This window comes from Mesorhizobium sp. USDA 4132, from assembly GCF_056279545.1.
On record NZ_JBWCCP010000002.1, the window covers coordinates 334503 to 360596 of the forward strand.

Genomic DNA, 26094 nt, shown 5'->3' on the forward strand with positions numbered 1-26094 from the left:
CACGCGAGAATCTATCCCACTATCCGATCGAAGGATGAACAACGTTCATGACAACCCTGTCGAGGCAATCCTTGGCTTCCATACCGCTTAAACGCACCGACCTGGCAAATCCGTCTCTGGAATTCTTGAAAATCTGCCAAGCATCCGGAGCGTGACAGAGGGGGCGGCGCATGCGCCTTCGCGATCGTTACGCTTTCGTCGCAAGGGAAATGATCAGACGAGGTAATGAATATGCGGCCGCGAATGATGCGGTGACGCCTCGACCCGCGCCTCGACGGAAAATACGTCCCTGAGCAGAGCTTCGGTCATCACCTCTTCCGGCGCCCCGCACGCGACGATCCTGCCATTTTGCATGATGATCAGTTGGTCGCAGAACATCGCTGCATGATTGAGGTCGTGAAGCGCGATGATGCTCGTCATCGGCAGGCCGGAAACCAGCCGCATCAGGCCGATCTGATGCTGGATATCCAAATGGTTGGTCGGCTCGTCGAGGATGAGTTCCTTCGGCGATTGCGCCAGCGCCCTGGCAATATGGGTCCGCTGCTTCTCGCCGCCCGAAAGCGATTGCCAGCGATCGTTGCGCTTGTGCGCCATCCCGGCACGCGCAAGCGCGGTCTCAACCGCTTCGTCATCGGTGAGCGTCCAGCCCGAAAATATCGACCGGTGCGGAAACCGCCCGAGCTTGACCACGTCGACGACCTTCAGATTGGCATTGGTGGTGGCATGCTGTTCGACGAAGGCGACCCGCTTTGCGATCGAACGCCGCCCGATCGTCTTGAGATCCTTGCCTTCGAGCAGGATTGAGCCTGAATGCGGCGGTTTCAACCCGGCGAGCAGACGCAGGAGCGAGGTCTTTCCCGAGCCGTTGGGTCCGAGCAAGCCGAGCGTCTTACCCGGCTGTGCCTCGAAGGAAACGCCGTCGAGGATGGTCTTCCTGCCAATTTTCCAGGTGAGGTTCTCGGTCTTGATGCTCATGACGCGCGTTGAAACCGGTAGAGGATGATCGAGAAGAAGGGCACGCCGACCAGCGCGGTGACGACGCCGATCGGCAGGACCTGCTGCGGGATGAGAGTGCGTGACGCAATGTCCGCCACCACCATGAAAACGGCACCGACAACCGCGCAGGCCGGCAGCAATCGGACATGCAGCGGCCCGACTAGGAAGCGCGCCACATGCGGTACGACAAGGCCGACGAAGCCGATCGAGCCGACCATGCTGACGATCGTCGCGGTCATCACCGCCGTCAGCGCGAAAAGAACGATGCGTGCCCGCCCGACATTGACGCCGAGCGACGCCGCCGCCTCGTCGCCGAAGGCGAACGCATCCAGCACCCGGGCATAGAGCAGGCAGGCCACAAGCGCGATGCCGACGACGATCGAGACCAGCGTCAATTCCGGCCAGCGTACACCGCCGAAACTGCCGAGCAACCAGAACATCACGTCGCGCGCCTGCTGGGCGTTACCCGATGTCGTGACGATGTAGGAGGTCGAGGCATTGAAGAGCTGCGACGCGGCCACGCCGGCAAGAATGGTGCGGTCCGCGCCGCCGCGGGTTCCATTCGAAAGCAGTGCGACGAAGAAGAAGGCGGCGAAGGCACCCGCAAAGGCCCCGGCCGAGAGTGAAACCGTGCCTGCGCCGACACCGAGGATGATGACCGCGACCGCGCCGGTGGACGAGCCGGCGGAGATACCGAGCACATAGGGTTCGGCCAGCGGGTTGCGCAGCAGCGATTGCATGATCGCTCCCGACAGCGCAAGGCCCGCGCCGCAGAACGCCGCGACCAATGCCCGGCTGAGGCGGTAATCCCAGATGACGGTTTCGTGGATACGGTTGAGCCCCACCGCGGTCCATCCCAGCCGATTGGTGACGGCTGAAAAGGTCGTTGCGAGCGGGATCGGCAGATCGCCGATCCCGACGCTTATGCCGACGGCAAGCCCGATAGCTGCAAGCGACGCCACCAGCACAGCCGCGAAGGCGGAAAACTGTCGAACTGGGTTGCGCCTCACGATCACTTCAGACGACCGAGGGCCTTCAGCTGTTCGGCCACCTGTTCGGCGCCATAGATCGTCCGCACGGTCGGGTTCATGGCCTGGCCGTCCATCACCACCATTGCCTTGTTCTTCACGGCGGTGATCTGGCTGACGGCCGGGTCGGTGGTCAGGAACTTGATCTTGGCTTCCGGCTTGTCGAGTTCCCAGCGGTTGCGGTCCAGGTTGGCGACGACGATCACGTCCGGATTGGCGGCGATGATGCTTTCCCAGCCGAGTGTCGGCCATTCGGCTTCGGCGGTGACGGCGTTCTTGCCCCCGAGAAGGTCGGCGATGAAGCCCGATGCGCCGTTCTTGCCTCCCAGATAGGCGTCGGATGAGGGCGACTGGCTTGAGAACCAGAAGACATAGGAAAGCTGCTTGCCATCCTTTGCCACGCTCGCACGCAATGCCGCTTCACGCTTCTTGAAGTCGGCGATCAGCGCTTGGCCGCGATCGGAGACATCGAAAATCTGCGAAAGCTCGTCGATCTCCTTGTAGAGCAGATCCATGTTCCAGAGTTGCGCGCGGCTGCCGTACTGGTCCTTGACCTCCTTGGTGCTGAGGCAGGTGCTGGGCGAGAGATAGGTCGGGACGCCGACCTTGTCGAAGTCCTCACGTTTGGCGACCTTGCTGCTTGGGCCGAGCAGGCTTGGCAAAGCGGCCGCTACGAAATCCGGGTTCTCCGCCAGGATCGATTCGAAGGTCGGGAATTCGACGCTCAGAAGCTTGACCTTCGTATTGGCCTCGGCAAGCTGCGGCAGCACCTTGCTCGGCCAGAAGGCAGTACCGGCCATCTTGTCCTGAAGGCCGAGCAGCAGCAGGATCTCCGCGCTGTTCTGACCAAGCCCGATCGCCCGCTCGGGAGCCTTCGGGAAACTGACCTGCGCCCCACAATTTTCGAGGGTCAGGGGGTATTTCGTCGACGCGAACGCCGGGGAAACGGTCAAGCTGGATGCTGCAGCGATCAGCAGCGCGGTCAAGGTGGATTTTAGCATGAGCATGGCAGGTCCTGGTTCAAGTCTGCCACGGCGAATAGCCGTTCTTGCTCGCTATAACAAGATAAACGCAGTCACCTTTAATGTCGCAAGCTCATATGCGGCCAAGGCGCGTCCTCGCCTGCGTTGCAGATATTGGCCGCAGCTGAACAGGCTTCGTCAGATCAGGTTGCGCCGTTTTGCCTTTATCAGTGCCGCCAGTTCGTCACCGCTGATGATCGGCTCGGGGACCTGTCCGCAATGCACGAAGACCTCGATGGCCGGGAGCTCGCCGATATTCTTTTTGCAGTAGGCCAGGGCCTTTTCCAACGAGACGAAGGTCTGGCTTGGGACATCTTCTGACCAGCAATGGACCGTGGCTGGCACACGCGCATTTCCCGGAATTCGGTCGGGCATTTTTGGGGTTTCCTCGGCGTCTCGTTCTGATGCGAATTTTGATCACAATTATCATATGACAAGAATATGCGATGGCTTAGCTGGTTGGGTGGTTACCGATCTCAAAGCCGGAACGGAGCAATTTGAACGGTCGGCTCCTGATGAACGATCAGGCGCAAACCCCAATCTGGCGGTGCTTAGGTGCTGGCATAGATCCCGTAGAGCGCGATGAGGACGTAAAGGCAGAAGGCTGCGACAGCCACGCCGGCGACGAAAATGGCCAAGCCGCGACCGACAACGACCTTGCGCTTCTTTTGAGGCTCGGGATCTGCCGAGGGCGACAAACCCGTCGGGGTTTCGCGTTGCTTCATGGTTCGTTAGTTCGTCTGATCAATGGCGTGGGGAGAGGGCTGTGTTTGCGGACCTGTCGGCTGTCCGGGTGTCAGCAAGAAGAAATAGATAGCACCTATGACAAGCGCCGCTGTCAGGATCGTGGCGACGAACTTCATCATGTTGTTGCCGGCTTTTCTGGACGTGTCGTTCATGAAGGCTCCAACAGGGGGATCGGCAAATAGTTCCTTCGCCAGCTGCCGTAAAACGAAGAGGACAATGCTCCTACAGCGCCGTCCGGCTCGACATCGATCGACGGCTTCTTGGAGCAAACCGAAGCTCAGATCGTTGCCGCGAGCAAGATGCTGGCTGCGATCAAACAGGCGAGGGCCGCGTTGAGCCCAATGTAGAACACCAGTTCGTGTTGATGGGCGGGTTTGCGGTGCATCTCGTTCTCCTCCTGCGTGCCCGAACCGGCCGCTGGGCTGAAAGTTCCGTTCCGGATTGGCGACGCGGTTGAAAAAGGCGGCGCGCACGAACGAGAGAAAGCGCGAAGCTAGTCTCCCGCTGCGCCAAGCCCCAGCGGGCCATTGATCCTGTTCAAGGCTTCCCCCAGGGATTTGACCGCTTCCATTGTCACGGCCTGCGCCGACATCAGCATCGCAAGATCGGCATCCTTTCCCTGGTGGGACAGCGCGAGGGCGCGTTTCTGCAGGTTCTGGCTCATCGAGCTGAGCTGCGCAAAAGTATCTTCGTCCATCTTCATCCTCCGAAGTCTGCGCGGTTCAAAGCTTCAAGCCGCCGTTCGGTTCCAATCAGCGAGCAGCGGACTGAACACGCGGGGATCATCCGCTTGCGCCGCCGGCGCCGGCTCCCGCTCTTTCGCGGGAGCCGATCCATCGATGACCAAATCACTGCTGCGGCAAAACGACATTGCTCTCGGTGTTGCTTTTGACCGGCTTCTGCCCCGGTACGTGGGACATGCTGCGCGTCTTGCTTTGCAGCTCGTCACCCTTAACCCGAGTCTTCGTCTGTGATTTGCTGAAGGTGCCTTGGTCCATGGCCTGCGCCCGCGACTGCGCCTTCAGCTGGTTCGGGTTCTCGTTGATCTTGGTCTGGCTTCGGGCTTTGCCATCGGCCGTCGCCGCACTGCCTCCGGAGCCGATCGAGGATGTCGTGCCGCTGTCGGTCCGACAGGCTCCGGCAGTGCCGAGGGTACTTGCCGATGTGCCGCCTGCGGCGGCGCTGCCGCCGGAGCCGACCGTGCCGGCAGCGTTGCAGTCCTGTGCAAGCACCGGTGTGGTAGCAACCGAGACGATCAGCGCCAGGCACGCCAGTGATAGTTTCTTCGACATGTCCATCTCCTTCATTTCTGCGGTTTGGTGACGTCACAGGTGCCGTCTGACCGACGGGTGATAACGGTTCCATCGGGGCGGGTGACGCTTGCCGTCGAGAAAGCCTGATTGCCGGCCGTTCCGGTTGTGACGGACGAACCGGCGCTGGACGAAGCCGAGCCGCCGCCCGAGTTCATCGTTGTTGTCTTGCCGTCGATTGTCGTCGAGGACGAAACGCTGCCGCCGCCTGCGGTGACCGATGTGGATGTCCCATTGCCGGTCGAGCCCGTGCTTTCGATGACGGTGCAGGTGGTGCCGTCGTCAAGCTTGATGGTTTCGGTGGCAAAGGCCGAGATCGCGATAAAGGTCGTCAGGATCAGCGGCAGCGCGAAGGTTCCCTTATATACGATTGATGCCGAGGTCATTTCGGCTCTCCTATTGATAGGGCGAAGGCGGAACGATCCGCCCTCGTCCGATGGATGGAACTAGCAGGAAGCGCCGTCTTTTTTGGCTTGGCCCGGAGGACATGCCTTCTTGCCCTGTCCGTGTTCCGAGCCGGCCGCGCCCGCCGAACTGCCGCCAGTTCCGACGGAGCTGGTCGACATGCCGTCCTTGGCCGACGTACCGCCGGTGCCGAGCGTCGAGGCGGAACCCGAGCCGCTACCCGAGCCAGCCGCAGATCCACCGGTGCCGACCGAGCTGCTGGACTGGCCATCGCCTGCGGACGTGCCACCGGTGCCGAGCGTCGACGCCGAGCCGGAGCCGCTGCCCGAGCCTGCCGCCGAACCGCCGGTGCCAACCGAGCTGCTCGACTGGCCGCCGCCTGCGGAAGACCCGCCGGTACCCAGGGTCGAGGCGGAACCGGAGTTGCAGTTGGTGGTGCCCGGCGCACAATTCGTTCCTCCGGCAGAACTGCCGCCGGTACCAATCGTGCTGCTGGACGTTCCGCCGCCGGCGCTGGTTCCTCCGGTTCCGACGGTGCTGCTGGTTTGCGCGAATGCGGACAGGGTTGTGCCCGCCAGAAGGGCCGCGGCAAAGGCCGCGCGCATGATCATGTTCATGTCTTTTATCTCCTTGAGTTTCCACATGCTTCTGACCGCGACCGCGTTCCCGAAGCTGTGGAGAAAACTGGCTTCCGACGGCGCATGTTCCCGCCTTGGGGCTTCAGTCCGATCCAGGCTTGGACCTTTGACCATGAGCGACATCGACCAAGGTCCGGTGCGACGAGGAAAAGGCCGCGAACGCGGAACTTGGGCCGCAATCGCGGCGTTCACGGCGGCTTCAAAAGGAGGTTCAGATGGAAGAGAGCGTGTATCAGGCGCGTTGGCTGCTGATCATCATGGCTTTGCTGGTGGTCGGCATGACCACTGTCGGTGCCGCAGCCGGGTGAGCCGGCCTGAGGGCGACTGGCGCGTGGCCCTTGGAAATTGATACCGGGGCGGGCCTTTAGCTGCCGGTCTGAGAGACAGGCAGCCGAGCACCTGTCACCCGATCGCAGCAGTTCTTACCTCAGGTCTTCGGTAAGGCATGCCGGGCTGCATCGCCACCCGGCATGCCTGATCGTCACTTTGCTGCCAGCGCCTCATTGATCTTGCCGGCGTCGGCCTCGAGATTCTTGTAGGTTTCCTCCAGGCTCAATTCGCCAACGATGAGCTGGCTCATGCGCTGGACGATCTGCTGGTAGATCGCCGTCCCGCCCTTCATGCGTTCGAAATCGCGCGCGGCCTGCGGAACGTTCTTCTTGTTGTCCAGAAACACCGCCATGGATGCCTTGGCGTCGTCGCTGGAGATCTTGTATTGCGGGTTCTTGATGTCCGCTCCGGTCAGGATGACATAGCTCTCGGCGATTTCGCGCTGCACCTTTTCGGAGCCGAGAAATTCGATGAACTGTGCTACCGCTTCGGGATGTTCGGTGCGCTTGAAGCCGACGATCGCGGTCGCGCCCGGCATTGCATAGCAACCCGCGTCGCCGCAGGGTGCATTGATGGCCGTCCACTGGAAGGCGTTGCCGATCTTCTTCTGGAAGGGGTTCACCATCCAGTTGCCGGCGAGATAGGTGACGACATTGCCGTTGACGAACTCGTCGCCCATGTTCTTGTACTGCGAGCCGCCGGCCGCGCCCCACATTTCCTTCGGGAAACTGCCGTTCTGGGTCCAGGAATAGAGGTCGGCGATATATTTGCGCGCGCCTGCATCCGGGAAGTTGAACTTGCCGTCCTTGACATAGACCGAACCGTAGGAATAGGCACCGCCGGAAAAGCGGTGGCCCGACCGGTCCATGGTGAAGGGGATCTGCGCGCCCGTCGCCTTTGCGACGCGGGCGGAGGCTTCCACGATCTCCTTGAGCGTGGCCTTCGGGCCGGGCAGCGGTTCGCCGGCCTGCTCGAACAAGGTCTTGTTGACGAACGGCAGGTTCAGTGTCTGGGACGCGACGTAGCCGTTGATCGACTTCGGATCGTTGATATTGGGCAGGCGGAGTTGGTTGAGGCTGTCCCCGTGGAGCTTGGCGAAGGCGTCCGGGTCCTTCATGTAGGAGCGCATGTCGAGATAATAGGGCGCGAGCTGCCAATCTGTGATCTTGGCGAGGTCCGGTCCCTTGCCTGCCGCCAGCTGGACCGGCAGCTGCTTGACCACCGCGTCATAGCCGGACGATACGAAATTGACCTTGACGTCGGGATGTGACGCCTCGAACTCCTTGCTCAAGGCGGCCATGCGCTCGACATAACCCTGGTCGTCGTCGGTGAACAGGAAAGTAATGGTCTTGGCGTCCGCCATGGCCGCGCCGGAAAGAGCGAAGGCCGAGAATACGAACGCACCTATCCCTGATAGAAGTCTCTGCATTTTTCATCCTCCCAATGAAAATATTTTCACAATTCGGAAGATTTCCTTTCGGATTTTCCTTCGAATTTTTCCTTTTTGAAGCTTGACAATCCAAACGTCAAGCTGTCTTGTCGCGTTAAATTCGAAACTGCTCACAAAGCTGACGTGCGAATTCAATTTATGAAAAGATTTTCATGATCTGAGGGAGGCAGTCATGGAGCACTCACCTGCAGCCGCAGGCCGTTCCGGCGGCGCCAGCTATCATGTCGCCCCGGGCGAAACCGTCACCGCATGGGTCGTCTCGGATTTGCGCCAGGTGTATTTTCCAGGTGAGCCGGCGCCGGCGGAAGATCGCGTCAATTACCGCTTCATCAACGGCTTCGTGGATGTCGGCGACCTGCCTTGCAGGAAGGCCTTCCAGGCGCAGATGGTCGGACGGGAAGTCCGTGCCGAGCACGACTGGAAGCCGGCCTCCCTGAACCTGCCGGGGCCGAACCGCCGCGTCGAGTTCACCGGCTTCTGGCACGTGCCCACCCATGTCGGCCGCTGGCTGCGCGGCAGTTTCTGCGCCGAGGCTGCCCGCCACGTCCCGATGCGGCTGCGAACCTGCGGCGGCGTGCGGATCTGGGTCAATGGCGAGGAACAGGTGCGGTTCGAGCCTTTTCGGCGCAACGTCGAGAGCGAGACCGGGATCGTCCTGAGGCTGAAGGCCGGCGACAATGACGTCCTTGTGCTGACCGAAGACCTGGCGGAGCGGGACACGATCTGGTTCTTCGAGCTGGAGTTGGCCGATACCCAGCCGCTGGACATCGCCCTGCCCACCGCACTGGACCGGCAGGAGGTCCGGGGGCTCGAGCTCCTCGCGCGCGCCATCCGGCCCGCCGCCGACGTTTTCGTCGACCGCCCGCTGGAAATTCTCTTCGACACCCCGCCGGGGGCCGATCTGCCGGTCGGCATCGAGGTCTACAGCCATGGTCATGACCGGGCGGTGCTGGCGAAGGCGGATCTGATATTAGGTGCCGTCGAGACGCGGCTTGTCGCTCCCGCAATCAAAGGCCTGCCGGACGGGTATCACGGCATCAGGCTGAAGATCGGTTCCGGCGCCGCGGCCGTCGCCCGCCACATTGACGCGGCCTTCATGAGCGGCCTCGTCCTGCCGCAAGCCGCCGCCACCCTTGCCGATCGCAAGCGTGAGGCGCTGATCTTCAGCGCCCGTTTCGGCGCCGAGCGGATCGGCCGCGTGCTCGCCATGGCTGCAGCGGGCGAGATCGAACGCGAGGCGATGGACAGGATCATCGCCGCCACGCTCGAGATCATCGACCGGCGGGAGGACTGCTCGGATTTCGTGATGGTGCCGCTCCTCTGGCTCCTCGGCGAATATGAGCATGTCTTGCCGCCGGAGACGGCGGCAGACATCCGCGCCTCCGTCGCCGGCTACCGCTACTGGGTGGACGAGCCCGGCAACGACGTCATGTGGTTCTGGAGCGAGAACCATGTCCTGTGCTTCCACACCAGCCAGCTGATCGCCGGCAAGTTGATGCCGGATACCGTGTTCTCCGCTTCCGGCAGGACGGGCCGCGAGCAAGCGCGGCTGGCGGAAGGCCGGCTTCGCCGCTGGTTCGACAGCGTCGAGGCGCACGGCCTCGCCGAGTGGAATTCCGCAGCCTATTATCCGGTGGATTTCATCGGTCTGCTCGCCCTCGAACGCTGGGGCGGGGACGATATCGCCCCGCGCGCTCGCCATCAGCTGGATCTGATCTTCCGGATGATCGCGCTGCATACGCTGGCGGGCGTTCCCGCCGGGTCGCAGGGGCGCGCCTACGACAAGGAGCTGCGGGCCGGGCCTCTGACGGAGCTGGCGCCATTCGCCCGCGTGGCGTTCGGCAGCGGCTGGCTGAACGGCGGCGTCGCTTCCCTGCCGATGTTCTGCGCCGGTTCCTACGCGCCGCCGGCCGACCTGCCGGAATTTGCCCAGCTGGCGCCCGGACGCTCGATAGAAGCGCGCTACGCCCAGGGGCTCGAAAGCGGCAAGCTCGTGCTTTTCAAGACGGAAGCTTCGCAGCTCTCGACCGTGGTCGATCACAAGACGGGCCGCCGGGGGCACCAGCAGCACGTCCTCGATATCCGGCTTGCCGGCCACCCGATGGCGAGGCTCTGGGTCAACCATCCCGGCGAAGACGACCCCTGGGGCACGCAGCGTCCGTCCTATTGGGCCGGCAACGGTATCCTGCCGCGCGTGATGCAATATCGCGACGTCGCCCTGCTGATCGCCGACACCGAAGGCACGCGCCATGCCTGGACCCATGCCTATCTTGGTCGCGACGGCCTGGATGAGGTCGTCATGGACGGAAACTGGCTCATCACCCGCTCGGGCCGCGGTTTCGCGGCGCTCTACGCCACGAACGGGCTTGATCTCGTCACCGACGGAGCGACCGCCGGGTGCGAGGTGCGCTCCGAGGGTGCGCTCACCGGCTGGGCGGCCGTCGTGGGCGCCGGCGACGAAGCCGCTTTCCGTCGTTTCGCCGAACGTATCCGCGCCACCTCCGTCTCGTTCGACATCGACGACAAGGTGCTGAGCCTTTCGCCGCCGGACCGCGAAATACTGACGCTCTCTTATGCCGGCGAATTCACCGTTGGCGGAGAGCCGCGGCCGTTCATTCACGACCAGCCCGTGCCGGTCCTGACCTATGACAGCACGACCGCCGGCGACGGCGACCATCCATTCTATGCATAAAGGACATTCCGACCGATGGATTCGATGACCCTCAACAAACCGGCCCTGCAGGAGACGATCGATCAGGTCGCGGTTGCGTTCAGCCGCCTCAAGGGCATCAAGGAAGGCCTTGCCGGTGCCGATGCGGACGGCGGTATCCAGTTCGACGAATGGGACTGGGAGGTCGGCGTCGGCCTCTACGGCTTCCTGCGCCGCGCGCTTGCCGCCGACGACCGGAAGGCCATCGACGACCTCGTCGCCTGGTACGGCCGGCAAATCGGCCGGGGCCTGCCGCCGCGGCAGATCAACAGCACGGCACCGATGTTACCGCTCGCCATCCTTATCGAACACGTCGACCGGCCGGATTTCCGTGCGCTCGTCGAGGATTGGGCGGACTGGCTCGTCCACCGGCTTCCGAAGACCGAGGACGGCGGCTTTCAGCACGTCGTCAAGGAACGGCTGAACGACGGCGAGCTCTGGGACGATACGCTGTTTATGGCCGGCCTGTTTCTGGCGCGGGCGGGCGTTGCCTGCGGACGTCGCGACTGGATCGACGAGGCCGTCTACCAGTTCATGGTGCACTCCCGCTATCTGTCCGACCCCGTCACCGGCCTGTGGTATCACGGCTGGACCTTCAACGGCCGGCACAATTTCGCCAGGGCCTTCTGGGCGCGCGGCAACGCCTGGATCACGGTTGCCATTCCCGAACTGTTCGAGCTCGTTCCCGACCTCGAGGAAAAGGACAAGCGTTTCCTGTCGAACGTGCTTGCGAGCCAGGTGCGCTCGCTGAAGCGACTGCAGCGCCCGGACGGCATGTTCCATACGCTGCTCGACGACCCGACATCTCCCCTCGAAACATCGGCGACGGCCGGGATCGCCTACGGCATTCTGCGCGGCATCGATGCAGGCATCCTCGATGCCTCCAACCGGGTGCATGCGGAGCGCGCGCTGGCGGCCGTGCTCTCACAGGTCGATGACGAGGGCGTTGTCCAGGGCGTTTCGGATGGCACCCCGATGGGGCACGATCTGGATTTCTATCGTCGGATCCCCAACCTGCCGACCCCTTATGGACAGGCGCTGACGATGCTGCTTCTGACGGAAGTCCTGCTCGAGGGCGAGGAGGGCGCATGAACAGGTTCCCGCCCCTTCTCATCGAGCCCATGCAGGAGGACGAGACGGCGCGCATTCAGGCGGCAATCGACCAGGTGGCCGCGCGCGGCGGCGGCTGCGTGGAACTTGCCGAAGGTATCCACAATACGCGCGGCCTGAGGCTGCAATCCGGCGTCGAGCTTCATCTGGCGATGGGCGCGATCCTGCGCCCTGCCGCCGACTACGGAGCTTACGCGCAGACATCGGTTTCGGTTGTCGCCGAGAAGTCGAACCGTGCCATGATCGTCGCAGGAAACGCGACGGACATAGCCTTGACCGGCCCAGGACGGATCGAGGCCGGAGGTGAACATTTCATCGCCGGCAGCGATGAGGCGATGGGCACCTTTGTCCCGGCGGAATACCGCCCGCGGGTGGTGGTCTTCGAATCCTGCCGCGGCGTCCGGATCGAGCGATTGGAAATCGTCGATTCGCCGATGTGGACGCTGCATTTGGTCAATTGCGACGACGTTTATGTCGGCGGCGTAAAGATCTTGAACAACCGGCGCATGCCGAATACCGACGGCCTCGTGCTCGACGCCTGCCGGCATACGGTTGTGGAGGACTGCGACATAGCGACCGCGGATGACGGCATCTGCCTGAAGACCAGCGCCGGACCCGACAGACAAGCGATCGGAGAATGCGAAAACGTGCTCGTGCGCCGCTGCCTGGTCGCAAGCAACAGCTGCGCGCTCAAGATCGGCACGGAATCCTACGGCGATTTCACCGGCGTCGTCTTCGAGGACTGCCGCGTCCACGATTCAAACCGGGGACTGGGGCTGTTTTCGCGCGACGGCGGCCATATGACCGATATCCGCTTCTCCCGGATAGAAGTCGATTGCCACGAGACGCTCGACGGCTTCTGGGGATCGGGCGAAGCGCTGACGGTGACGGTGGTGGATCGCATCCCCACCCGCCGGGCCGGCGCCGTTCGAAATCTCGTCGTCGAGGACCTGCGCGGCCAAATGGACGGCGCGATCGCGCTCGTTTCGACTTCCGCCGCGAAAATCCACGGCGTCAGGCTCTCGCGGCTGCGACTGCGGCAGCGGAAGGGCCCGCTCGGCACCGGACTTCGTTATGATCTGAGGCCGACCAACGCGGATATCGCACCGAGCGCGGACGCTGCCGGCCGGGCGAATGCATGGACGAAGGGCGCGGACGGGCGGGTGGTCGGCCTTATCGACTACCCGGGCGGCATGCCGGCGCTTTTTACCGCCGGCATAGAGGAGATTACGATCGAGGAGGCGCATTTCGAGAGGCCGCAACCGATACCGGAAGGCTGGAACGTCGAGAGCGTCGTCCATAAAGTGACTGAACCTGACGGGAGCAGGGAATGGGAAATCTGAAACTTACGAATGTCACCAAGGCGTTCGGCGCGCTGACCGTTCTGCACGGCATCGACCTGACGATCGACAACGGCAAGTTCGTCGTTTTCGTCGGTCCATCCGGCTGCGGCAAGTCGACCCTTCTGAGGATCATTGCGGGGCTGGAGGACATCAGCGCCGGCGGCATCGAGATCGGCGGGCGCGACGTGGTCCAGCTTTCGCCGGCAGAACGGAAGATCGCCATGGTCTTCCAGTCCTATGCGCTTTATCCCCATATGAGCGTGCGCAAGAACCTCGCCTTCGGGCTCGAAAACCTGAAATTCAAGCGCAGTGAAATCGAGACGCGGATCGGGGAGGCGGCGCGGATGCTGGCGATCGAGCCCTATCTGGATCGCAAGCCACGGCAGCTTTCCGGCGGCCAGCGCCAGCGGGTCGCGATCGGCCGCGCCATCGTGCGCAACCCGGACATCTTCCTCTTCGACGAGCCGCTCTCGAACCTCGACGCGGCGCTGCGCGTACAGACAAGGGCGGAAATCACCCGGCTGCATCGCCAGCTGAGAACGACGATGATCTACGTCACCCACGACCAGGTGGAGGCGATGACCATGGCCGACGAGATCGTCGTGCTCAATGCCGGCCGGATCGAGCAGGTCGGAACGCCGCTCGAACTCTTCGACAACCCGAGGAACCTCTTCGTGGCGGGCTTCCTGGGATCCCCACGGATGAACATGCTCAAGGGCCAGGTGACGGCGATGGGCGAAACCGGGGTGACGATCGACGCCGGCTACGGCGCTCCGCTCACCGCGTCGATCGACCCCACCGCGGCGAAGATAGGCCAGGCCGTGCTTGTCGGCATACGGCCCGCGCATTTTTCGGTCGGCGATGAAGGACTGCCGTTCGTCGTCCAGTATCACGAGAGCCTCGGGACCGAGACCTATGTCTACGGGACGCTCGAGGGACGGGACGAACAGATCATCGTCCACCAGACCGGCCATTTCGCGCCGCGGCCCGGCGACCTTCTGCGGATCATGCCGCTATCCGGCCGGGTGCACGTCTTCGATCCCGATAGCGGCCTGGCTCTGCCGCAATCCGTTCGCCAACGGAGTGATGTCCATGAGCACGCCTAAGGCGACCGATCTCGGCGGCCGTGCCCTCGACTTCGTCATGGGCATCGTCGAGGCGCCGATCAACGGGTTCGAGCGGCTGATGGGCAGGAAGCGGATGCCCTATCTGTTCCTCGCGCCGAACCTCATTCTTTTCGGCATCTTCACCTTCCTGCCCATCGCCATCGCGGTCGGCTACGCCTTTACCGGCGGCACCGGCCTTTTCGTGTCGGAGCGGCCTTTCGTCGGCTTCGACAATTTCCGCCAGCTCCTGCAGTGCGAAGACTACCTTCGTCCCGGGAGCTGCCGCGAATCCCTGTTCTGGACGGCGGTCTGGAACACGCTCTGGTTCGTCGGCTTCAACGTTGCCGCGACCCTCCTCGTGGCGTTGGTGACGGCTCTCATCCTCAACCGGGCGATGGCCGCGCGCGGTTTCTTCCGGGCCATGTTCTTTTATCCCGTCCTGCTGTCGCCGGTCGTCATCGGCCTCATCTGGAAGTGGTTCCTGGACCGCAACGGCCTGCTCAACGCCTTCCTGCAGATGCTCGGCGTTCCGCCGGAAATCTTCCTGCTGGACGTCGGCTGGTCGCGTTTCTTCGTAGTGGTGGTTTCGGTCTGGTTCCACATGGGCTTTTATACGCTGATCCTTCTGGCCGGCCTGCAGGCCATTCCGAAGGATCTCTACGAAGCGGCCTCGATCGACGCTGCCTCGCCCCGACGCACGCTGTTCCGGATCACGCTTCCGCTTCTCGGGCCGAACCTGCTCGTCGTGCTGATCCTTCTGATGATCCGCTCCGTCCAGATCTTCGATGAAGCTTGGGTGCTGACCAATGGCGGCGGGCCCGGCACCGCGAACAGCTTCATCGTGCAGTACATCTACCAGATGGCCTTCGGCAGCGACCTGCGCCTTTTCGGCCTCGCCTCGGCGGCGTCGGTGCTGATGGGCCTCGTGTTGCTGGCCCTGACGCTCATACAGCTGCGGCTTGGCCGCAAGATGGAGTCCTGACCATGTCGCAAGGCCTCTCACCCATCGCCTTCCTGACCCGCACCCGCCGGCCGGGCCGGATCGGCGCCACCGACATGCTCTCCTGGGCTTGGCTGATCCTGGGCACGCTTGCCGTGCTCATTCCGGTAGTCTGGGCGGGCCTTTCCTCGTTCAAGCCCGCCGCCGAGATCACCCGCTTTCCGCCGACGCTGCTGCCGCGTGCGGCGGTTCAGCAGACCGTACCGGGTTTCGACGCCCCGCTCAGCCTCTGGACCGTCGACGTCGACGGCCAACGGCGCGAGATGGCGATGGTGCGGCGCATCGGGCTGAAAGCCCAGATGGTCGATCCGAGCAATCCCGGACCGCCGGTCAGCGTCGACGTCAAAAGCATGTCGCCGGTCCAGCGGCTTACGATCGCGACCGAGAACTATACCGATCCGCTCACCAGGTTCGACTTCCTCACCTTTCTGAAAAATTCGGTCTTCGTCACCTTCGTCGCAACACTGCTGACGCTCGTCGTCAACGCGCTTGCGGCTTTCGCGCTGTCGAAATACCGCTTCCGGGGCGAGAAGGCGATCTTCGTGCTGATCATCTCGACGCTCATGATCCCCCTGACGGTAGTCATGGTCCCGGCCTATCTGGTCGTCGTCGGCGTCGGCCTGGTGGACAGTCTCTGGGGCATCATCATCCCGACGATCGCCTCGCCGACCGGCGTCTTCCTGCTGCGCCAGTATATGCTCACCATTCCCGACGAACTCATCGAGGCGGCCCGTGTCGACGCGGCAAGCGAGTTCCGGATCTTCTGGCGCATCGTCCTGCCGCTGACGGCGCCGGCCCTCGCGGTGCTGGCGATCTTTTCCGTCCTGTGGCGGTGGAACGACTTCCTCTGGCCACTGATCGTCTTGAGCAGCCGCGAAAATTTCACCCTGCAGGTCGGGCTCAACGCCTTCCAGGGGGAGTTCTCCGTGCAGTGGAACTACATCCTCGCCATGACCTTCCTGAGCCTGGCGCCGGTGACCGTCGTCTTCCTGTTCCTGCAGAAATACATCACCACCGGCATTGCCGGCACCGGAATGAAGTGAGCTTCACCTGCGGGGCGGCGCGACGCTGCCCCGCAGCACCAGCTTGCAGCCGAGCTCCAGCCGGTAGGCCGGCCGCAGTGGATCGTTGGCGACGAGCCGCTGTTCCAGAAGGCTGATTGCGGCCGCCCCCAGCCGGTCGGTCGGCAACTGGACCGTCGAGAGCGACGGCGTGCTGAACTCCCCGGGCACGATATCGTCGAAGCCGAGCACGGACATTTCCTCCGGCACGCGCATGCCGAATGCCGCCAGCGCCCTCAGGCAGCCGAGCGCCAGGTTGTCGGCGGCGCAGAAGATCGCCGTCGCGCCGCGCAGCCTGCTATCTTCGGAAAGCAATTGGCGGATCGCCTGCTCGCCCTGGTGGGGCTCGTATCCCTCCGCCTCGACGATCATCTCCGGCGATACGGCAAGGCCGGCCGCAAGATGCGCATCGGCGTAGCCATCATACCGGCGGCGGATGGTGGTCCTGCCCTTCCAGGTCAAATGCAGGATACGGCGATGGCCGAGCGAAAGCAGGTGCTCGGTTCCCTGGCGGGCGCCGAAGCGGTTTTCACCGGTGACCGTATCGACCAGCATCGAAGGGTCCTCGCCATTCAGGATGACGAGCGGTATGCGACCTGCGGCAAGGACACGGATCAATTCCGGCTGGTCGTCGTTGAGGATGACGATGCCGTCGACGTTTTCGGCCTGCGCCATGCGGCGCACCTCGCTCGCGTCGATCCGGCTGCCGGCGCTGACGAAAGGGACGATACGGATGCTGAGGCGGTCGCATTCCTGGCGCAGGCTGTTGAGCATCGTCCAGCTGACGAGATTGACGTCGCTGTGAGGCGCCGCTTCGCTGGTGATCGCCAGGAGGATCGTGCGAAGCGTGGCGATCGTCGCCCGGCTTCGGCGCTTTTCCAGATATCCCAGCCTTTGCGCGGATTTAAGCACCCGCTCCCGAACTTCTATGGATATGGGCGCTGTTCCGTTGAGAACATGGGACGCGGTACTGAGCGAAACACCGGCATCCAGAGCCACATCTTTCAAGCCTATCGTGGCTTTCAACCGAATTTCTTTCAATTAAGCCGGATTTTGAAGCGCCAATACGAGCAACCAACGTCTCACATTGTTCGTGTCGGCCATTTGGATATCTCCGCGCAGGACCCGTTGCCGGAGCGATGCCTCATCCCCGCTGATGCAATGAACTTCTCCATCATGCATGTTTGCAGCGGTCCAACGCAAGACAATCTTGACGCTGCCTTCCGCCGAAAATCTGCGTCGGGTTGTTGTGGAATCGCTTCGTCTCCACCCTAAGCACCGTCTTTCTATAGGTGGCTCGTCGGTCCGCGTGTGATGGGAGCTCAATTAATTATAGCAGCTTTCTGGCCGTCGATGATTACCAACGGTGCGGAGCCTGGAGGTCAACAGTGACATCGTGACCGTATCGCACGGAAGTGTCGAACGCTCTGCACTTTTTCCTTCCGTCCGCGCGCCGGTGCTTTATCTGATGACGGCGAGTGAATATACAGGTTTTAACGGTGCCGTTCAAAGCTAGGAGCAACCGCGATGATCGCAACCTATATCGACGAGTTCATCATGTTTTGCGCCGGGCTGTGGATGACGTCCCTGGGCTTTGGCTATCTGTCCTTGTCGCGAAATCCGGCGCACAAGTTGCCGGTGGTTCGTCATTTCAGGTGGATGGGGCCCTTGCTGCTCGTCATCGCCGTTATCCTGGCGATCGCCTCATGACCTCATGATCAGAAGCAATGTGCGCGGTTAAATTTGGGCCATGAATAGTATGTTACTCTGTAGGGCTTGCGGATTGGAGAAAACGGAATCGGTCGTCCACGGCGGCTCGTATATCCTGCGATGCGCTGCCTGCGGAGAAATGATTGTCGCGACATCGTTCATAGCAATGCTGGAGTTGGATCACGAATGTTCGGCCTTCATTGATCCGGGTCCGGGAAAACACCCGCCGCCGGAGATGCTCATCGCCCGCGGACCTCTCCGGCAGATCGCAGCGGCGATCATTGCTGCGGCGATGGACGGAACTTTGATACGGTTGTCTCCCTAGCGCACAGGATTGACGCCGCCCGGGTTCGATAGCTTTCCCCTCGGCTTTCAAGCCTGCGGCGTCGTTGCTTCCGGATCCGGCCGCGGTCTTTCGGGCCGTTGTTCCTGGATCAGCTGCAGGGTGCCGTCATTGGGGCACGGTTGCCGAGTGCCCACAGCCTGCTGATCATCTAGCGTTAGATGTCCAGTCTCCTGGCAGCGTCAGGTTCGGATGTTCAGCAATGTCATCAAGGATTTGGAAGCCAGGCAGGCCCCACCAGGACACTGTCTACATCTCGGTTCGGGAGTTGGGGCGTCCACATTGGAACTCCCACAGCGGTGGCGTAGTTCGGCGTCTTCAGTGATCACAGCATTGGAAACGGCATGGAAACGCGGAAAACGAGTCGTGGCAGTGACCGTTCGAAAGCATAGTTCGGAGCTGGTACGATGATCTGATCGGATGCTGCGTCGCATTGGCGATAGCAGGGCTCTTCATTGGAGCCATCGTCATTTATGGCGGGATCCACGCTTGTTAGCGGTCTTGTCGCGAGGGCAGGGGTCGCCTGCTGCGCCAAGGCTATAGATTGCCGGCGCGAAAGTGGCTATTTGCAAGCCTTGCTGCGATACCGAACGCGTCGCCGAACACATCACCGCAGACACCCGAGGCCTCTCAAAGTGAAAAAAGTCCAGCGCAGCTTTGCCGTCGAGTACAGATCGGGTCGGCGAAAACTCAATTCCAATCCGAACTCGATCTGGGGAGACATGGACCTCAAATCCGTGGCGCAGGATCTGCGGGACGAGGCAATGCCATTTATGTCTTCAACTCCTCAGACCAGAAGCAGCGAAATGCTTGTACCCGCAGAACAACAGGCGGCAGTGTTGTTGACACTGCCGAACGAGCAGGAGACAAATGCATCGGCTTTACAGGAGACCATAATGGCCGACGATATTGACACGATAAGCGATGCTGACACGCCGGCCGTAGCGGCGCCCGCGCCGAAGAAAGAGCGCAAACCTCGCGCCAAAAAGGCGGCGCTTGAGACGGCCTCAGCTGCAGTTTCGGCGCAACCGGCAGCGGCTTCGAATGCCGTAGCTGCAAAGCCGAAGAGAGGACGCAAGGCAAAGTCCGACGAAGGTGCGCCAAGCGCCAAACGTGCGCCTGTCAAACGTGCTCCGAAGGTTGTGCAGGTGGCGGCTACTCCTTCGACGGCGGTCGTTGACGAGTTTGCGGATCTCCTGCAGCTGGAAGAGGAAAACCAGAGACTGCGCAAGCAGCTGGCCGAGAAGCTGCGTGCTGAAAATGCCGATCTGCGAAAGCGGCTCAACCTCGGTTGATCGACAGCCGTCGGTCAAGCGCCGGCCGCATTCTCATGTTTATCGAAATGAACATTTTGGCGGCGGTTCGTTCTGCCGCCAAGGCTTTTGGCCGCAGCCTGGCTGTGGGGTAGAATACGAGGTCGAATAAAATGGCGTCTCCATGGAAACTTCTTGCCCGGCTGGTGTCGCCGCGACGTCAGCAGAGGCAAGAACAGGGGCCGGCCGATGACGTGAAGCCGAACGTCTTGGCTATCGCCAAACCGACAGAAACCGCTGCTGAAAACGGATTGAACACAGCGGATCCTCCGATCAACGAAGAGCCGGTCGCTTACGGTCGATCGGAGGCGGTGTCGGCGGACCCGGATCATTCCAAAGAAACGGCAGGCGGTGTTCACGGCACGGCAGATATCGAAGGCGCCAAGCCCGTGGAGGCGGCTGATCCGGCCTTATCCGATAACGCCAACCCGGCCGCACGCGACGCACCGAAACCCTCGCAGACTGGCGAAGGTGCAACGCGAAAGCGCAAAAGCCGGGGCAAGACAGCGGCAGGGGGTGAAGCCGTTCCGCCAGCCTCTCCTGGCCTTCCCACCGTTTCTGGTGACGCAATCCGCCTTGATGAGGAGATCAGGCTGCTGCGCGACCAGCTGACGCGCAAGCTTCAGCTGCAGAATGCACAACTGAAGAGGATGCTGGAACGGTTCGACCGCTGAATATGTCACCGGATCCACCTTTCCGTACTAATTCCAATCCGACCGCCGTGCCAGTCTAAGCTTGTAAATCCAGACCGGGGAGATCTGTGTGTCCGCTAAACCAAGGCAATGTAAATTCTTCAATCGACCGGATCTCCAGCGTTTGTTGAATGGTTTTTCGCTTGCGATCATCCGATAGGAGCTACTTGGCGCCCTGCGATTGCAATTCATCCAGTATGCTGTAGCGGCCAACTAAGATCCCCAGTGGCAGTATCGTGAACGCTTGTGTTCCGTCCTGGACACGGACAAGGCGCTCAACGATTAGCGACCTCAGTCGGTCGTGGCGGAAGTTCGGCGGCATGGTACTGCCCTTGGCCGCGATCTCCTCAGCGAGGGTAGCAAGCCCGTTCACGAGCGTCTTGTTGCTCCGCCACCCTTCCTAAGCTGCAGTGCGGTATTCATTCTGGGCGGCCTCCCAGACTTCCCTCGCTGCATCCATGTTCACTGCAGCGATGCCCAGGCCGACGATTAGGTCGGGCCATCCCGAGTTCCAGACAAAGTTTATGACGAAGCCCGCCCCCATGATGGCAATGTTGGCGAGGGCATCATTGCGTGCGGAAAGGAAAGCCGCCTTTGTGAGACTGCCGCTCTCGTGACGGAACGCTGCCAGCATGAGGGCACAGGACAGGTTGATCGCGAGTGCTCCTGCACCGGTAATGGTCAAAAGGAAGGGCTGTGGAGGGGCTGGATCGACGAAGCTCTGGTAGGCGGCCAACAGCGTTGCAATGCCGGGAACCATTAGTGTCAGCGATAGCGCGATCCCAACGCGAGCCCGGTTCTTGAGCGACCATCCAAGCGCGAGTAGGATCAGCAGGTTGACTGAAGCATCTTCAAGGAAATCAACGCTGTCCGCAAACAGCGACACGGAGCCGATTTTGAGCGCTACAGCGAACTCGATCCCGAAGTATCCCAGATTCAAGAGCGCCACAAGGGCGGCGATCTTGCGTAGTGGAGTGTCGAGGTATCGGTTCAGCACTGGCCTGGCTCCGCAGCAATTGACTTGTAACTTTATCCCGCAACCATTGAGCCCGCGATACCGTGGACATCGCCTCTAGAATCCTTGATTGTCCCCGCTCATGTCATGAGTGAGGATCTGCTCGAGTTGGGTTTGGGTGAGGCCGCGGCTTCGCCTGATATTCGCAGCCAAGCCGAGCGCCTTCTGTCCGATTTCGCTGTCAAGCGTCTTCTCGTTCTTCCGGCACCAGTTTTCAACAGCTCCCATCACGTCCTCCAGTTGATCGTCGGTCAGGTTGAGAAGCGATTGCACGAGCATCGTTTGCTGCCAATCAGAGGAAATCGCATCACGTAAACGAGGATTCAGGTGACGCCTGGCGGATGGCTCTGCTCTGCAGCAATTCGCCCTGCCGTTCGAGGATCGGATAGGCGGTCGCTGCCACAAGATGTGAGTTGATCTGCTTGAAGTCGCGGAGCAGGTCGAGGTGGAGCGAGCTTGTTTCGGTGGTATCTAGATCGCCCGTTCGCATGCGCCTGAAATGGTCGCTCATCCCTTCGCGTTCCGCCTTGCGGAAGACGATCTTTTCATCCGCAAGCATTCTGGCCACACGTTCGTCCTGAGACATAAACAATGCGGAGGCGGTCCTGAGATTTGTGGAGAGGCGGTCAATCAGATCTGACAGTTCGCGCTGCCCCTCTTTCGAAAACTTAAGGCCGCGGCGCAGCCTTTTGGCCAAATGGGGAAGGACGTTCTGGTCAAGCACATCGCCCGCGTTTTCGAGGCCGGTAGAAAAAATCAAAATTTCATCGAGCCGATGTTGATCGGACTCACTGAGTTCATCTCGATCAATCGAGGTTAGATATTGTTTCACTGCCCTGTTAAGTCGGTCCAGGATCGTGTCCATCTTTCGCAAGGAAGAAAGTGCACGTCGATCGTTGCTTGTCAGAGCTGCTTTCGTTCCCGCCAACATGTCGCCGAGTATGTCCACAAGCCGCAGCACTTCTCTAGCGGCAGCTTGCAACGCGACGACCGGCGTCTCTTTGGCAGATGCGTCGAGATAACGGGGACGGCCAGGATCGGTCGCGTCGATCTTCTGCGGCAATAGTCTGACCAAAAGGTTGGCGAAAGGCGTAAGGAATGGCATGACTGCGACGGCGACGATGAGATTGAATGCAGTATGAAAATTCGCGACTATCCGAGCGCCGTCGGTATCGATTGCCGTCATCCAACTGACGACAGGTGAGAGTGCTGCGAAGACGATACCAATCCCTGCAAGACGCGTTGCGAGGTTTCCCAAAGGCAGCCGTTTGGCGGAATAATCACCCGTGGTATTGCCTTCCACAACCGGATTTATCGCTGTGCCGAGATTGGCCCCGAGAGTGAGTGCGAAGGCCTGATAAGGATCGATCAATCCTTTGCTGCATAAAGACATGACGAGCAAGACTACGGCAACGCTCGAATGTGCTGCCCAGGTCAGAATGGCGGCGAGTATCACGCTTGATGCGGGCGTCTTGGAAATTGCCGAAAGCACGGCTTCGAAAGCCGGCGTGTCCGCGTATTCAGTCAGCACCGCAAGCAATTGGTGTAGCGCAAGCAGCATAAAGCCGAGACCGACAAAAACACGCCCCAGGTCGTGGATTTGCGGGTTTTGACCACGGCGAAACATCAGCGCACCCAGGAGAATGAGCGCGGGCGACATAGCGCGCGACGTCGAAGGACAGGGCCTGAACGATCAAGGTCGTTCCAACGTTCGCGCCAAGCATAACAGCGAGCGCCGGCACGAGATCGACTAGCCCGCCAGCAGCAAAGCCCGATGCCATCAAGCCTGTGGCCGTGCTGCTTTGCAAGATCGCGGTCACACCCAGTCCGGCCAGAAATGCTTTGAAGCGGTTGCTCAGGGCATGACCCAAGAACGACCTCAGGCTGGGACCAAAGGCTCGCTGGATCCCGGTCTGGACCATTCTCGTGCCCCAGAGAAGAAGGGCGATGTGTCCTGCAAGTGCGAGGATGGCGATGATGAAGGTCATTTTGGAGGCACCGGCCACGAATTTCCCTCGATATCCAGAATCCACGTAGCCGCATGCCTGGCGGCCTCAATGAGCACCGGCTTCGGCGCCTTGTACCACTCTTTTTCGGGAAGCCTTCGCTGTGTCCGGACAAACGCGATGGCACTTTCGAGCGTGGGGAATTCCTGCGGCAAAGTCGCGTGCAGGAAAAGCGAGACGACGACGACGGAGCGGGATCTCCCCCCTCGGCAATTGATAAGCACGCCGCCTTGTTCGCGGCGCGGATAGGATGGCTTTTCGGGCAAAACTTGCTCGAGCGCCGCTTTCAGAATGTAATAGGCGGCGAGCATCTGTGTGTCGGGATTTCCGCTGCCGTCAATGAGGCCGATTTTGTAGTAACGGATTTCCCCCGGCCCGTAGACACTACCCTCATGGTCCGCAACCAGTGTCGCTGGCTGCACGTAGTTGAAGTCAAGATTGACTGCGCAGTTGACGACAGTGGTGATGCCGTGCTCGCGCAGCATGGGTAGATCGCTCGCACCTTCCTTGCCGGAGATGTAGAGGTCCACACCATAGGCCGGATGCTTTTCATAGATGAGGCTCAGCTTTTCGAGCGATTGCGCTTCATCTTTTTCGGCAATGAATTCGTTCTTTGTGCTCAACATGTCCGTCACGCCGCCCCGTTGCTCCCCGAAACCTTGCCGTTGCGAGCGTTAGAGATTTCCCGCGCGATCCGATTGAGGGTGGGGTAGTCTCCTCCATTGCCGGTAGCGACATAACCTGGGCACATGAAGTCAGCGCTGCCTGGCGGCACCTTTCCTAACGTCATGGGCTCGTAACGACCACCCGCGTTCTTCAGGATCAGGATTGCGGCCGCCACATCCCAGGCGTTGACGCCGAAACCTGCCGCCGCGTCGATAAAACCGGCCGCCACATGTGCGATGCTAAGTGCCGCGCTACCCGGCCGGCGCACGGTTGAGAATGTGTCAACGAGATCGCCAAGATGGGCCAGAGCAATGTCTCGTCCGTCGAGATGAAAATCGCGCGACACGGGATAGCCGGTGATCAGCGTCGCACGCCGCTCGTCGTCTGCGGCTTTTGATTGTATGAGCCGGCCGTTCAGGTAGGAATGCTCGAGATCGGCTGAGAACAGTGCGTTCGCAACCGGATCGAACACCACTCCGGCCATGAGGGTGCCATCCCGAACCGCCGCAATAGATACGCACCAGAAAGCAAAACCGCTGGCGAAGTTCGCCGTGCCATCGATGGGATCGACATACCATTGGATGTCGCCATCGCCGATCTGTCCGCCTTCTTCCCCAAGGATGGCCGAATTTGGCTCGTTGTCGAGAATGATGTTGCGGATGGTAGTTTCAGCGTTCTTGTCGTGCACGGTGACGACATCGTGCAGGTCGCGTTTGTAGCCTATCTCCATATCCGATCTGAAAGCAGCCATGAGCGGCGCCTGCACCGCGCTGGCAGCCATCATCGCCACAGCCATGAGGCGCTTTGCCTCCGCCACGCGCTGTTCTCGAGTTTCTGGAAAATCGTCCGAAGCTTTCTGCAAACTGGTCATGTCATCTTTCCATCATCAAGGTCCCGACACGCGGACAGGGTCGACCGCGTGCCGGCATGGGTCATTTGCTGTAGTTCAAGCGCCAGAAGTCCTGCCATTCCTCACGGCGTTCGAAATCCGTCAAGCCGGTCGATGCTTCATAGGCAAAGAGACGGTTGGAGACAGCCGCCAATCCCGACGGCTCGTTGGCAAGCATTTTTACATCGATATTGGTAGGCAGCTTGCCATCCTTCATCTGTGGGGCGATGCCCTCTTCCGTCAGAGCGTAACGAATGAAGAGCTTCGCCATATTGGGGCTCTTCGTCTTGGAGGCGATCAGACCGAGTTTGGTATAGGTCCAACCCACCCAAGGCTGCAGATCCTTGCAAAGACCGAGCTTGTAGCCTTTGTCCTTGTTGTCCCTGAACTTGGCGGAACTCAGGAGCCCGAAGAATGGTGTCCTCTGCCCCGGCGCACCGATCGCTTCCGAAGCAGGATCGTCACCATCGACCAGCAATGGCGCATTTGCCGCGACCGCCTTGATCCAGGCTGCGGATGCGCTTTTTTCCTTGGTCTCGAACGGCTTACCATAAAGCATCTTATAGGCGTCTGAGACCTTGCCGTCGGCATGCTTCTCCATCTGGCTGAACCAGTCCGTGTAGGTGCTCTTGGTCAGCGGATCGACAAGCACGACCTTGCCCTTCCATTTCGGACCAGTAATCTCCCAGATGTTTTCGACCGGGCATTTATCATAGACCTCCGTATTGTAAGCCCAGACGTTGGCATTGGTGGAGATCGCCAGCGGATTCTGGAACTCCGTGGGAATCTTCGCCTTCATGTCATCCGGCAGGTAGCTCTGCGCGAAGCCCTGCGGCAGCAACTGCGCGAGCGCTGCCGGAGTGTCGGTGATTAGCGCGACGTCGCCCTGAACATTGCCGGCCTGGCTTTCGCGGATGATCATTTCGAGCTGGTTGTTTGCCGAAACTTTCACCCCAGTCGCCTTGAGCCCGTATTTTTTGGTAAAGCCTTCCGCCATTTCGACAATCTTGCCGGTGCTGTCATAGACGTTGATCGGCTTTTCCGTCTTCGCGGCTTCGATCAACGCGTTGAGATCGTCTGCAGCGCGTGCGTGCGGAACACCGAGCCCCACTGCAAGAGCAAAGACCGAAATTTTCATGCGTTTTTTTGCAATCACTTCGTTCACCTTCCCCTCCCAAGGAATGGCGCGAACAGGGGTTCGCGC

General features: G+C 61.1%; 27 protein-coding genes and 1 pseudogene. 10 read left to right on the forward strand and 18 right to left on the reverse strand.

Annotated features, from left to right (window positions below; all coding sequences use genetic code 11):
* Positions 1–213 precede the first annotated feature (213 nt).
* From ACZ9IU_RS24355 to ACZ9IU_RS24405, 11 genes are all read right to left on the reverse strand, one after another.
* Complete coding sequence (locus ACZ9IU_RS24355) at positions 214–975, reverse strand: ABC transporter ATP-binding protein (RefSeq protein ID WP_040125518.1); 762 nt, start codon at positions 973–975, stop codon at positions 214–216.
* Positions 972–2006: a FecCD family ABC transporter permease gene (locus tag ACZ9IU_RS24360; protein WP_244447587.1), complete on the reverse strand. Its 1035-nt coding sequence runs from the start codon at positions 2004–2006 to the stop codon at positions 972–974. The genes ACZ9IU_RS24355 and ACZ9IU_RS24360 overlap by 4 nt, the downstream gene beginning before the upstream one ends.
* A 2-nt stretch (positions 2007–2008) precedes the next feature.
* Positions 2009–3031 (reverse strand): ABC transporter substrate-binding protein, encoded by a 1023-nt coding sequence (locus ACZ9IU_RS24365; RefSeq protein WP_040125516.1) that lies wholly within the window; start codon positions 3029–3031, stop codon positions 2009–2011.
* 153 nt (positions 3032–3184) lie between these two features.
* Entirely contained in the window at positions 3185–3421 is a 237-nt protein-coding gene (locus ACZ9IU_RS24370; protein WP_157885341.1) for a hypothetical protein, read from the reverse strand.
* Between the two features lie 176 nt (positions 3422–3597).
* Positions 3598–3771 carry a hypothetical protein gene (locus ACZ9IU_RS24375; RefSeq protein WP_157885340.1) on the reverse strand — a complete coding sequence of 58 codons (174 nt, stop codon included), beginning with the start codon at positions 3769–3771 and terminating at the stop codon, positions 3598–3600.
* Between the two features lie 6 nt (positions 3772–3777).
* Positions 3778–3945: a hypothetical protein gene (locus ACZ9IU_RS24380; RefSeq protein ID WP_157885339.1), complete on the reverse strand. Its 168-nt coding sequence runs from the start codon at positions 3943–3945 to the stop codon at positions 3778–3780.
* A 341-nt stretch (positions 3946–4286) separates the two neighbouring features.
* Positions 4287–4490 carry a hypothetical protein gene (locus ACZ9IU_RS24385; protein WP_040125515.1) on the reverse strand — a complete coding sequence of 68 codons (204 nt, stop codon included), beginning with the start codon at positions 4488–4490 and terminating at the stop codon, positions 4287–4289.
* 151 nt (positions 4491–4641) lie between these two features.
* The gene (locus tag ACZ9IU_RS24390) at positions 4642–5085 is read right to left on the reverse strand and encodes a hypothetical protein (protein ID WP_157885338.1); all 444 of its coding nucleotides are present in this window, start codon (positions 5083–5085) and stop codon (positions 4642–4644) included.
* Positions 5086–5096: 11 nt separating this feature from the next.
* Positions 5097–5489 (reverse strand): hypothetical protein, encoded by a 393-nt coding sequence (locus ACZ9IU_RS24395; protein WP_051900641.1) that lies wholly within the window; start codon positions 5487–5489, stop codon positions 5097–5099.
* A 60-nt stretch (positions 5490–5549) separates the two neighbouring features.
* Positions 5550–6125: a hypothetical protein gene (locus tag ACZ9IU_RS24400; RefSeq protein ID WP_040125909.1), complete on the reverse strand. Its 576-nt coding sequence runs from the start codon at positions 6123–6125 to the stop codon at positions 5550–5552.
* A 502-nt stretch (positions 6126–6627) separates the two neighbouring features.
* On the reverse strand, positions 6628–7905 hold the full coding sequence (locus ACZ9IU_RS24405; RefSeq protein WP_040125513.1) for an ABC transporter substrate-binding protein: 1278 nt from the start codon (positions 7903–7905) through the stop codon (positions 6628–6630).
* A 193-nt stretch (positions 7906–8098) separates the two neighbouring features.
* Between ACZ9IU_RS24405 and ACZ9IU_RS24410 the strand changes: the two genes are divergently transcribed.
* From ACZ9IU_RS24410 to ACZ9IU_RS24435, 6 genes are read left to right on the forward strand one after another with little or no spacing between them, the layout of a single operon-like run.
* Positions 8099–10618 carry a hypothetical protein gene (locus ACZ9IU_RS24410; RefSeq protein ID WP_040125512.1) on the forward strand — a complete coding sequence of 840 codons (2520 nt, stop codon included), beginning with the start codon at positions 8099–8101 and terminating at the stop codon, positions 10616–10618.
* Positions 10619–10633: 15 nt separating this feature from the next.
* On the forward strand, positions 10634–11728 hold the full coding sequence (bglB, locus tag ACZ9IU_RS24415) for a beta-galactosidase BglB (RefSeq protein WP_040125511.1): 1095 nt from the start codon (positions 10634–10636) through the stop codon (positions 11726–11728).
* The gene (gene pglB, locus ACZ9IU_RS24420; RefSeq protein ID WP_040125510.1) at positions 11725–13089 is read left to right on the forward strand and encodes a polygalacturonase PglB; all 1365 of its coding nucleotides are present in this window, start codon (positions 11725–11727) and stop codon (positions 13087–13089) included. Before bglB ends, pglB begins: the two co-directional genes overlap by 4 nt.
* A complete protein-coding gene (locus ACZ9IU_RS24425) occupies positions 13077–14195 on the forward strand; it encodes an ABC transporter ATP-binding protein (protein ID WP_040125509.1) in 1119 nt (372 codons plus the stop codon). Before pglB ends, ACZ9IU_RS24425 begins: the two co-directional genes overlap by 13 nt.
* Positions 14182–15177 (forward strand): carbohydrate ABC transporter permease, encoded by a 996-nt coding sequence (locus ACZ9IU_RS24430; RefSeq protein ID WP_040125508.1) that lies wholly within the window; start codon positions 14182–14184, stop codon positions 15175–15177. Before ACZ9IU_RS24425 ends, ACZ9IU_RS24430 begins: the two co-directional genes overlap by 14 nt.
* A 2-nt stretch (positions 15178–15179) precedes the next feature.
* Complete coding sequence (locus ACZ9IU_RS24435) at positions 15180–16238, forward strand: carbohydrate ABC transporter permease (RefSeq protein WP_040125507.1); 1059 nt, start codon at positions 15180–15182, stop codon at positions 16236–16238.
* Between the two features lie 3 nt (positions 16239–16241).
* Here the strand turns inward: ACZ9IU_RS24435 and ACZ9IU_RS24440 are convergent, their stop codons facing one another.
* Positions 16242–17297 carry a LacI family DNA-binding transcriptional regulator gene (locus tag ACZ9IU_RS24440; protein WP_040125506.1) on the reverse strand — a complete coding sequence of 352 codons (1056 nt, stop codon included), beginning with the start codon at positions 17295–17297 and terminating at the stop codon, positions 16242–16244.
* A gap of 486 nt (positions 17298–17783) precedes the next feature.
* On the opposite strand from ACZ9IU_RS24440, the gene ACZ9IU_RS24445 reads away from it, so the two are divergent.
* The 4 genes from ACZ9IU_RS24445 to ACZ9IU_RS24460 all read left to right on the forward strand — a co-directional run bounded on the left by ACZ9IU_RS24445 (position 17784) and on the right by ACZ9IU_RS24460 (position 20296).
* Positions 17784–17966 (forward strand): hypothetical protein, encoded by a 183-nt coding sequence (locus ACZ9IU_RS24445; protein WP_040125505.1) that lies wholly within the window; start codon positions 17784–17786, stop codon positions 17964–17966.
* Between the two features lie 40 nt (positions 17967–18006).
* A complete protein-coding gene (locus ACZ9IU_RS24450) occupies positions 18007–18291 on the forward strand; it encodes a eukaryotic translation initiation factor eIF-2-beta/eIF-5 family protein (RefSeq protein ID WP_040125504.1) in 285 nt (94 codons plus the stop codon).
* Positions 18292–18944: 653 nt separating this feature from the next.
* Complete coding sequence (locus ACZ9IU_RS24455; RefSeq protein WP_040125503.1) at positions 18945–19604, forward strand: transcriptional regulator; 660 nt, start codon at positions 18945–18947, stop codon at positions 19602–19604.
* A 131-nt stretch (positions 19605–19735) separates the two neighbouring features.
* Complete coding sequence (locus ACZ9IU_RS24460) at positions 19736–20296, forward strand: hypothetical protein (RefSeq protein WP_040125502.1); 561 nt, start codon at positions 19736–19738, stop codon at positions 20294–20296.
* 418 nt (positions 20297–20714) lie between these two features.
* On the opposite strand, the gene ACZ9IU_RS24465 is transcribed toward ACZ9IU_RS24460, so the two are convergent.
* The 6 genes and pseudogenes from ACZ9IU_RS24465 to ACZ9IU_RS24490 form a co-directional block, all read right to left on the reverse strand.
* Entirely contained in the window at positions 20715–21311 is a 597-nt protein-coding gene (locus tag ACZ9IU_RS24465; protein WP_040125500.1) for a cation efflux transmembrane domain-containing protein, read from the reverse strand.
* A gap of 75 nt (positions 21312–21386) precedes the next feature.
* The gene (locus ACZ9IU_RS24470; protein WP_040125499.1) at positions 21387–21608 is read right to left on the reverse strand and encodes a hypothetical protein; all 222 of its coding nucleotides are present in this window, start codon (positions 21606–21608) and stop codon (positions 21387–21389) included.
* 28 nt (positions 21609–21636) lie between these two features.
* Positions 21637–23317 (reverse strand): annotated as a pseudogene (locus ACZ9IU_RS24475) (Na/Pi cotransporter family protein).
* Positions 23314–23961 carry a dual specificity protein phosphatase family protein gene (locus ACZ9IU_RS24480; protein WP_051900634.1) on the reverse strand — a complete coding sequence of 216 codons (648 nt, stop codon included), beginning with the start codon at positions 23959–23961 and terminating at the stop codon, positions 23314–23316. Before ACZ9IU_RS24480 ends, ACZ9IU_RS24475 begins: the two are co-directional and overlap by 4 nt.
* A gap of 5 nt (positions 23962–23966) precedes the next feature.
* Positions 23967–24872 (reverse strand): inositol monophosphatase family protein, encoded by a 906-nt coding sequence (locus tag ACZ9IU_RS24485; RefSeq protein ID WP_051900628.1) that lies wholly within the window; start codon positions 24870–24872, stop codon positions 23967–23969.
* A gap of 61 nt (positions 24873–24933) precedes the next feature.
* Positions 24934–26028 (reverse strand): ABC transporter substrate-binding protein, encoded by a 1095-nt coding sequence (locus ACZ9IU_RS24490; protein WP_051900627.1) that lies wholly within the window; start codon positions 26026–26028, stop codon positions 24934–24936.
* Between the last annotated feature and the right edge of the window lie 66 nt (positions 26029–26094).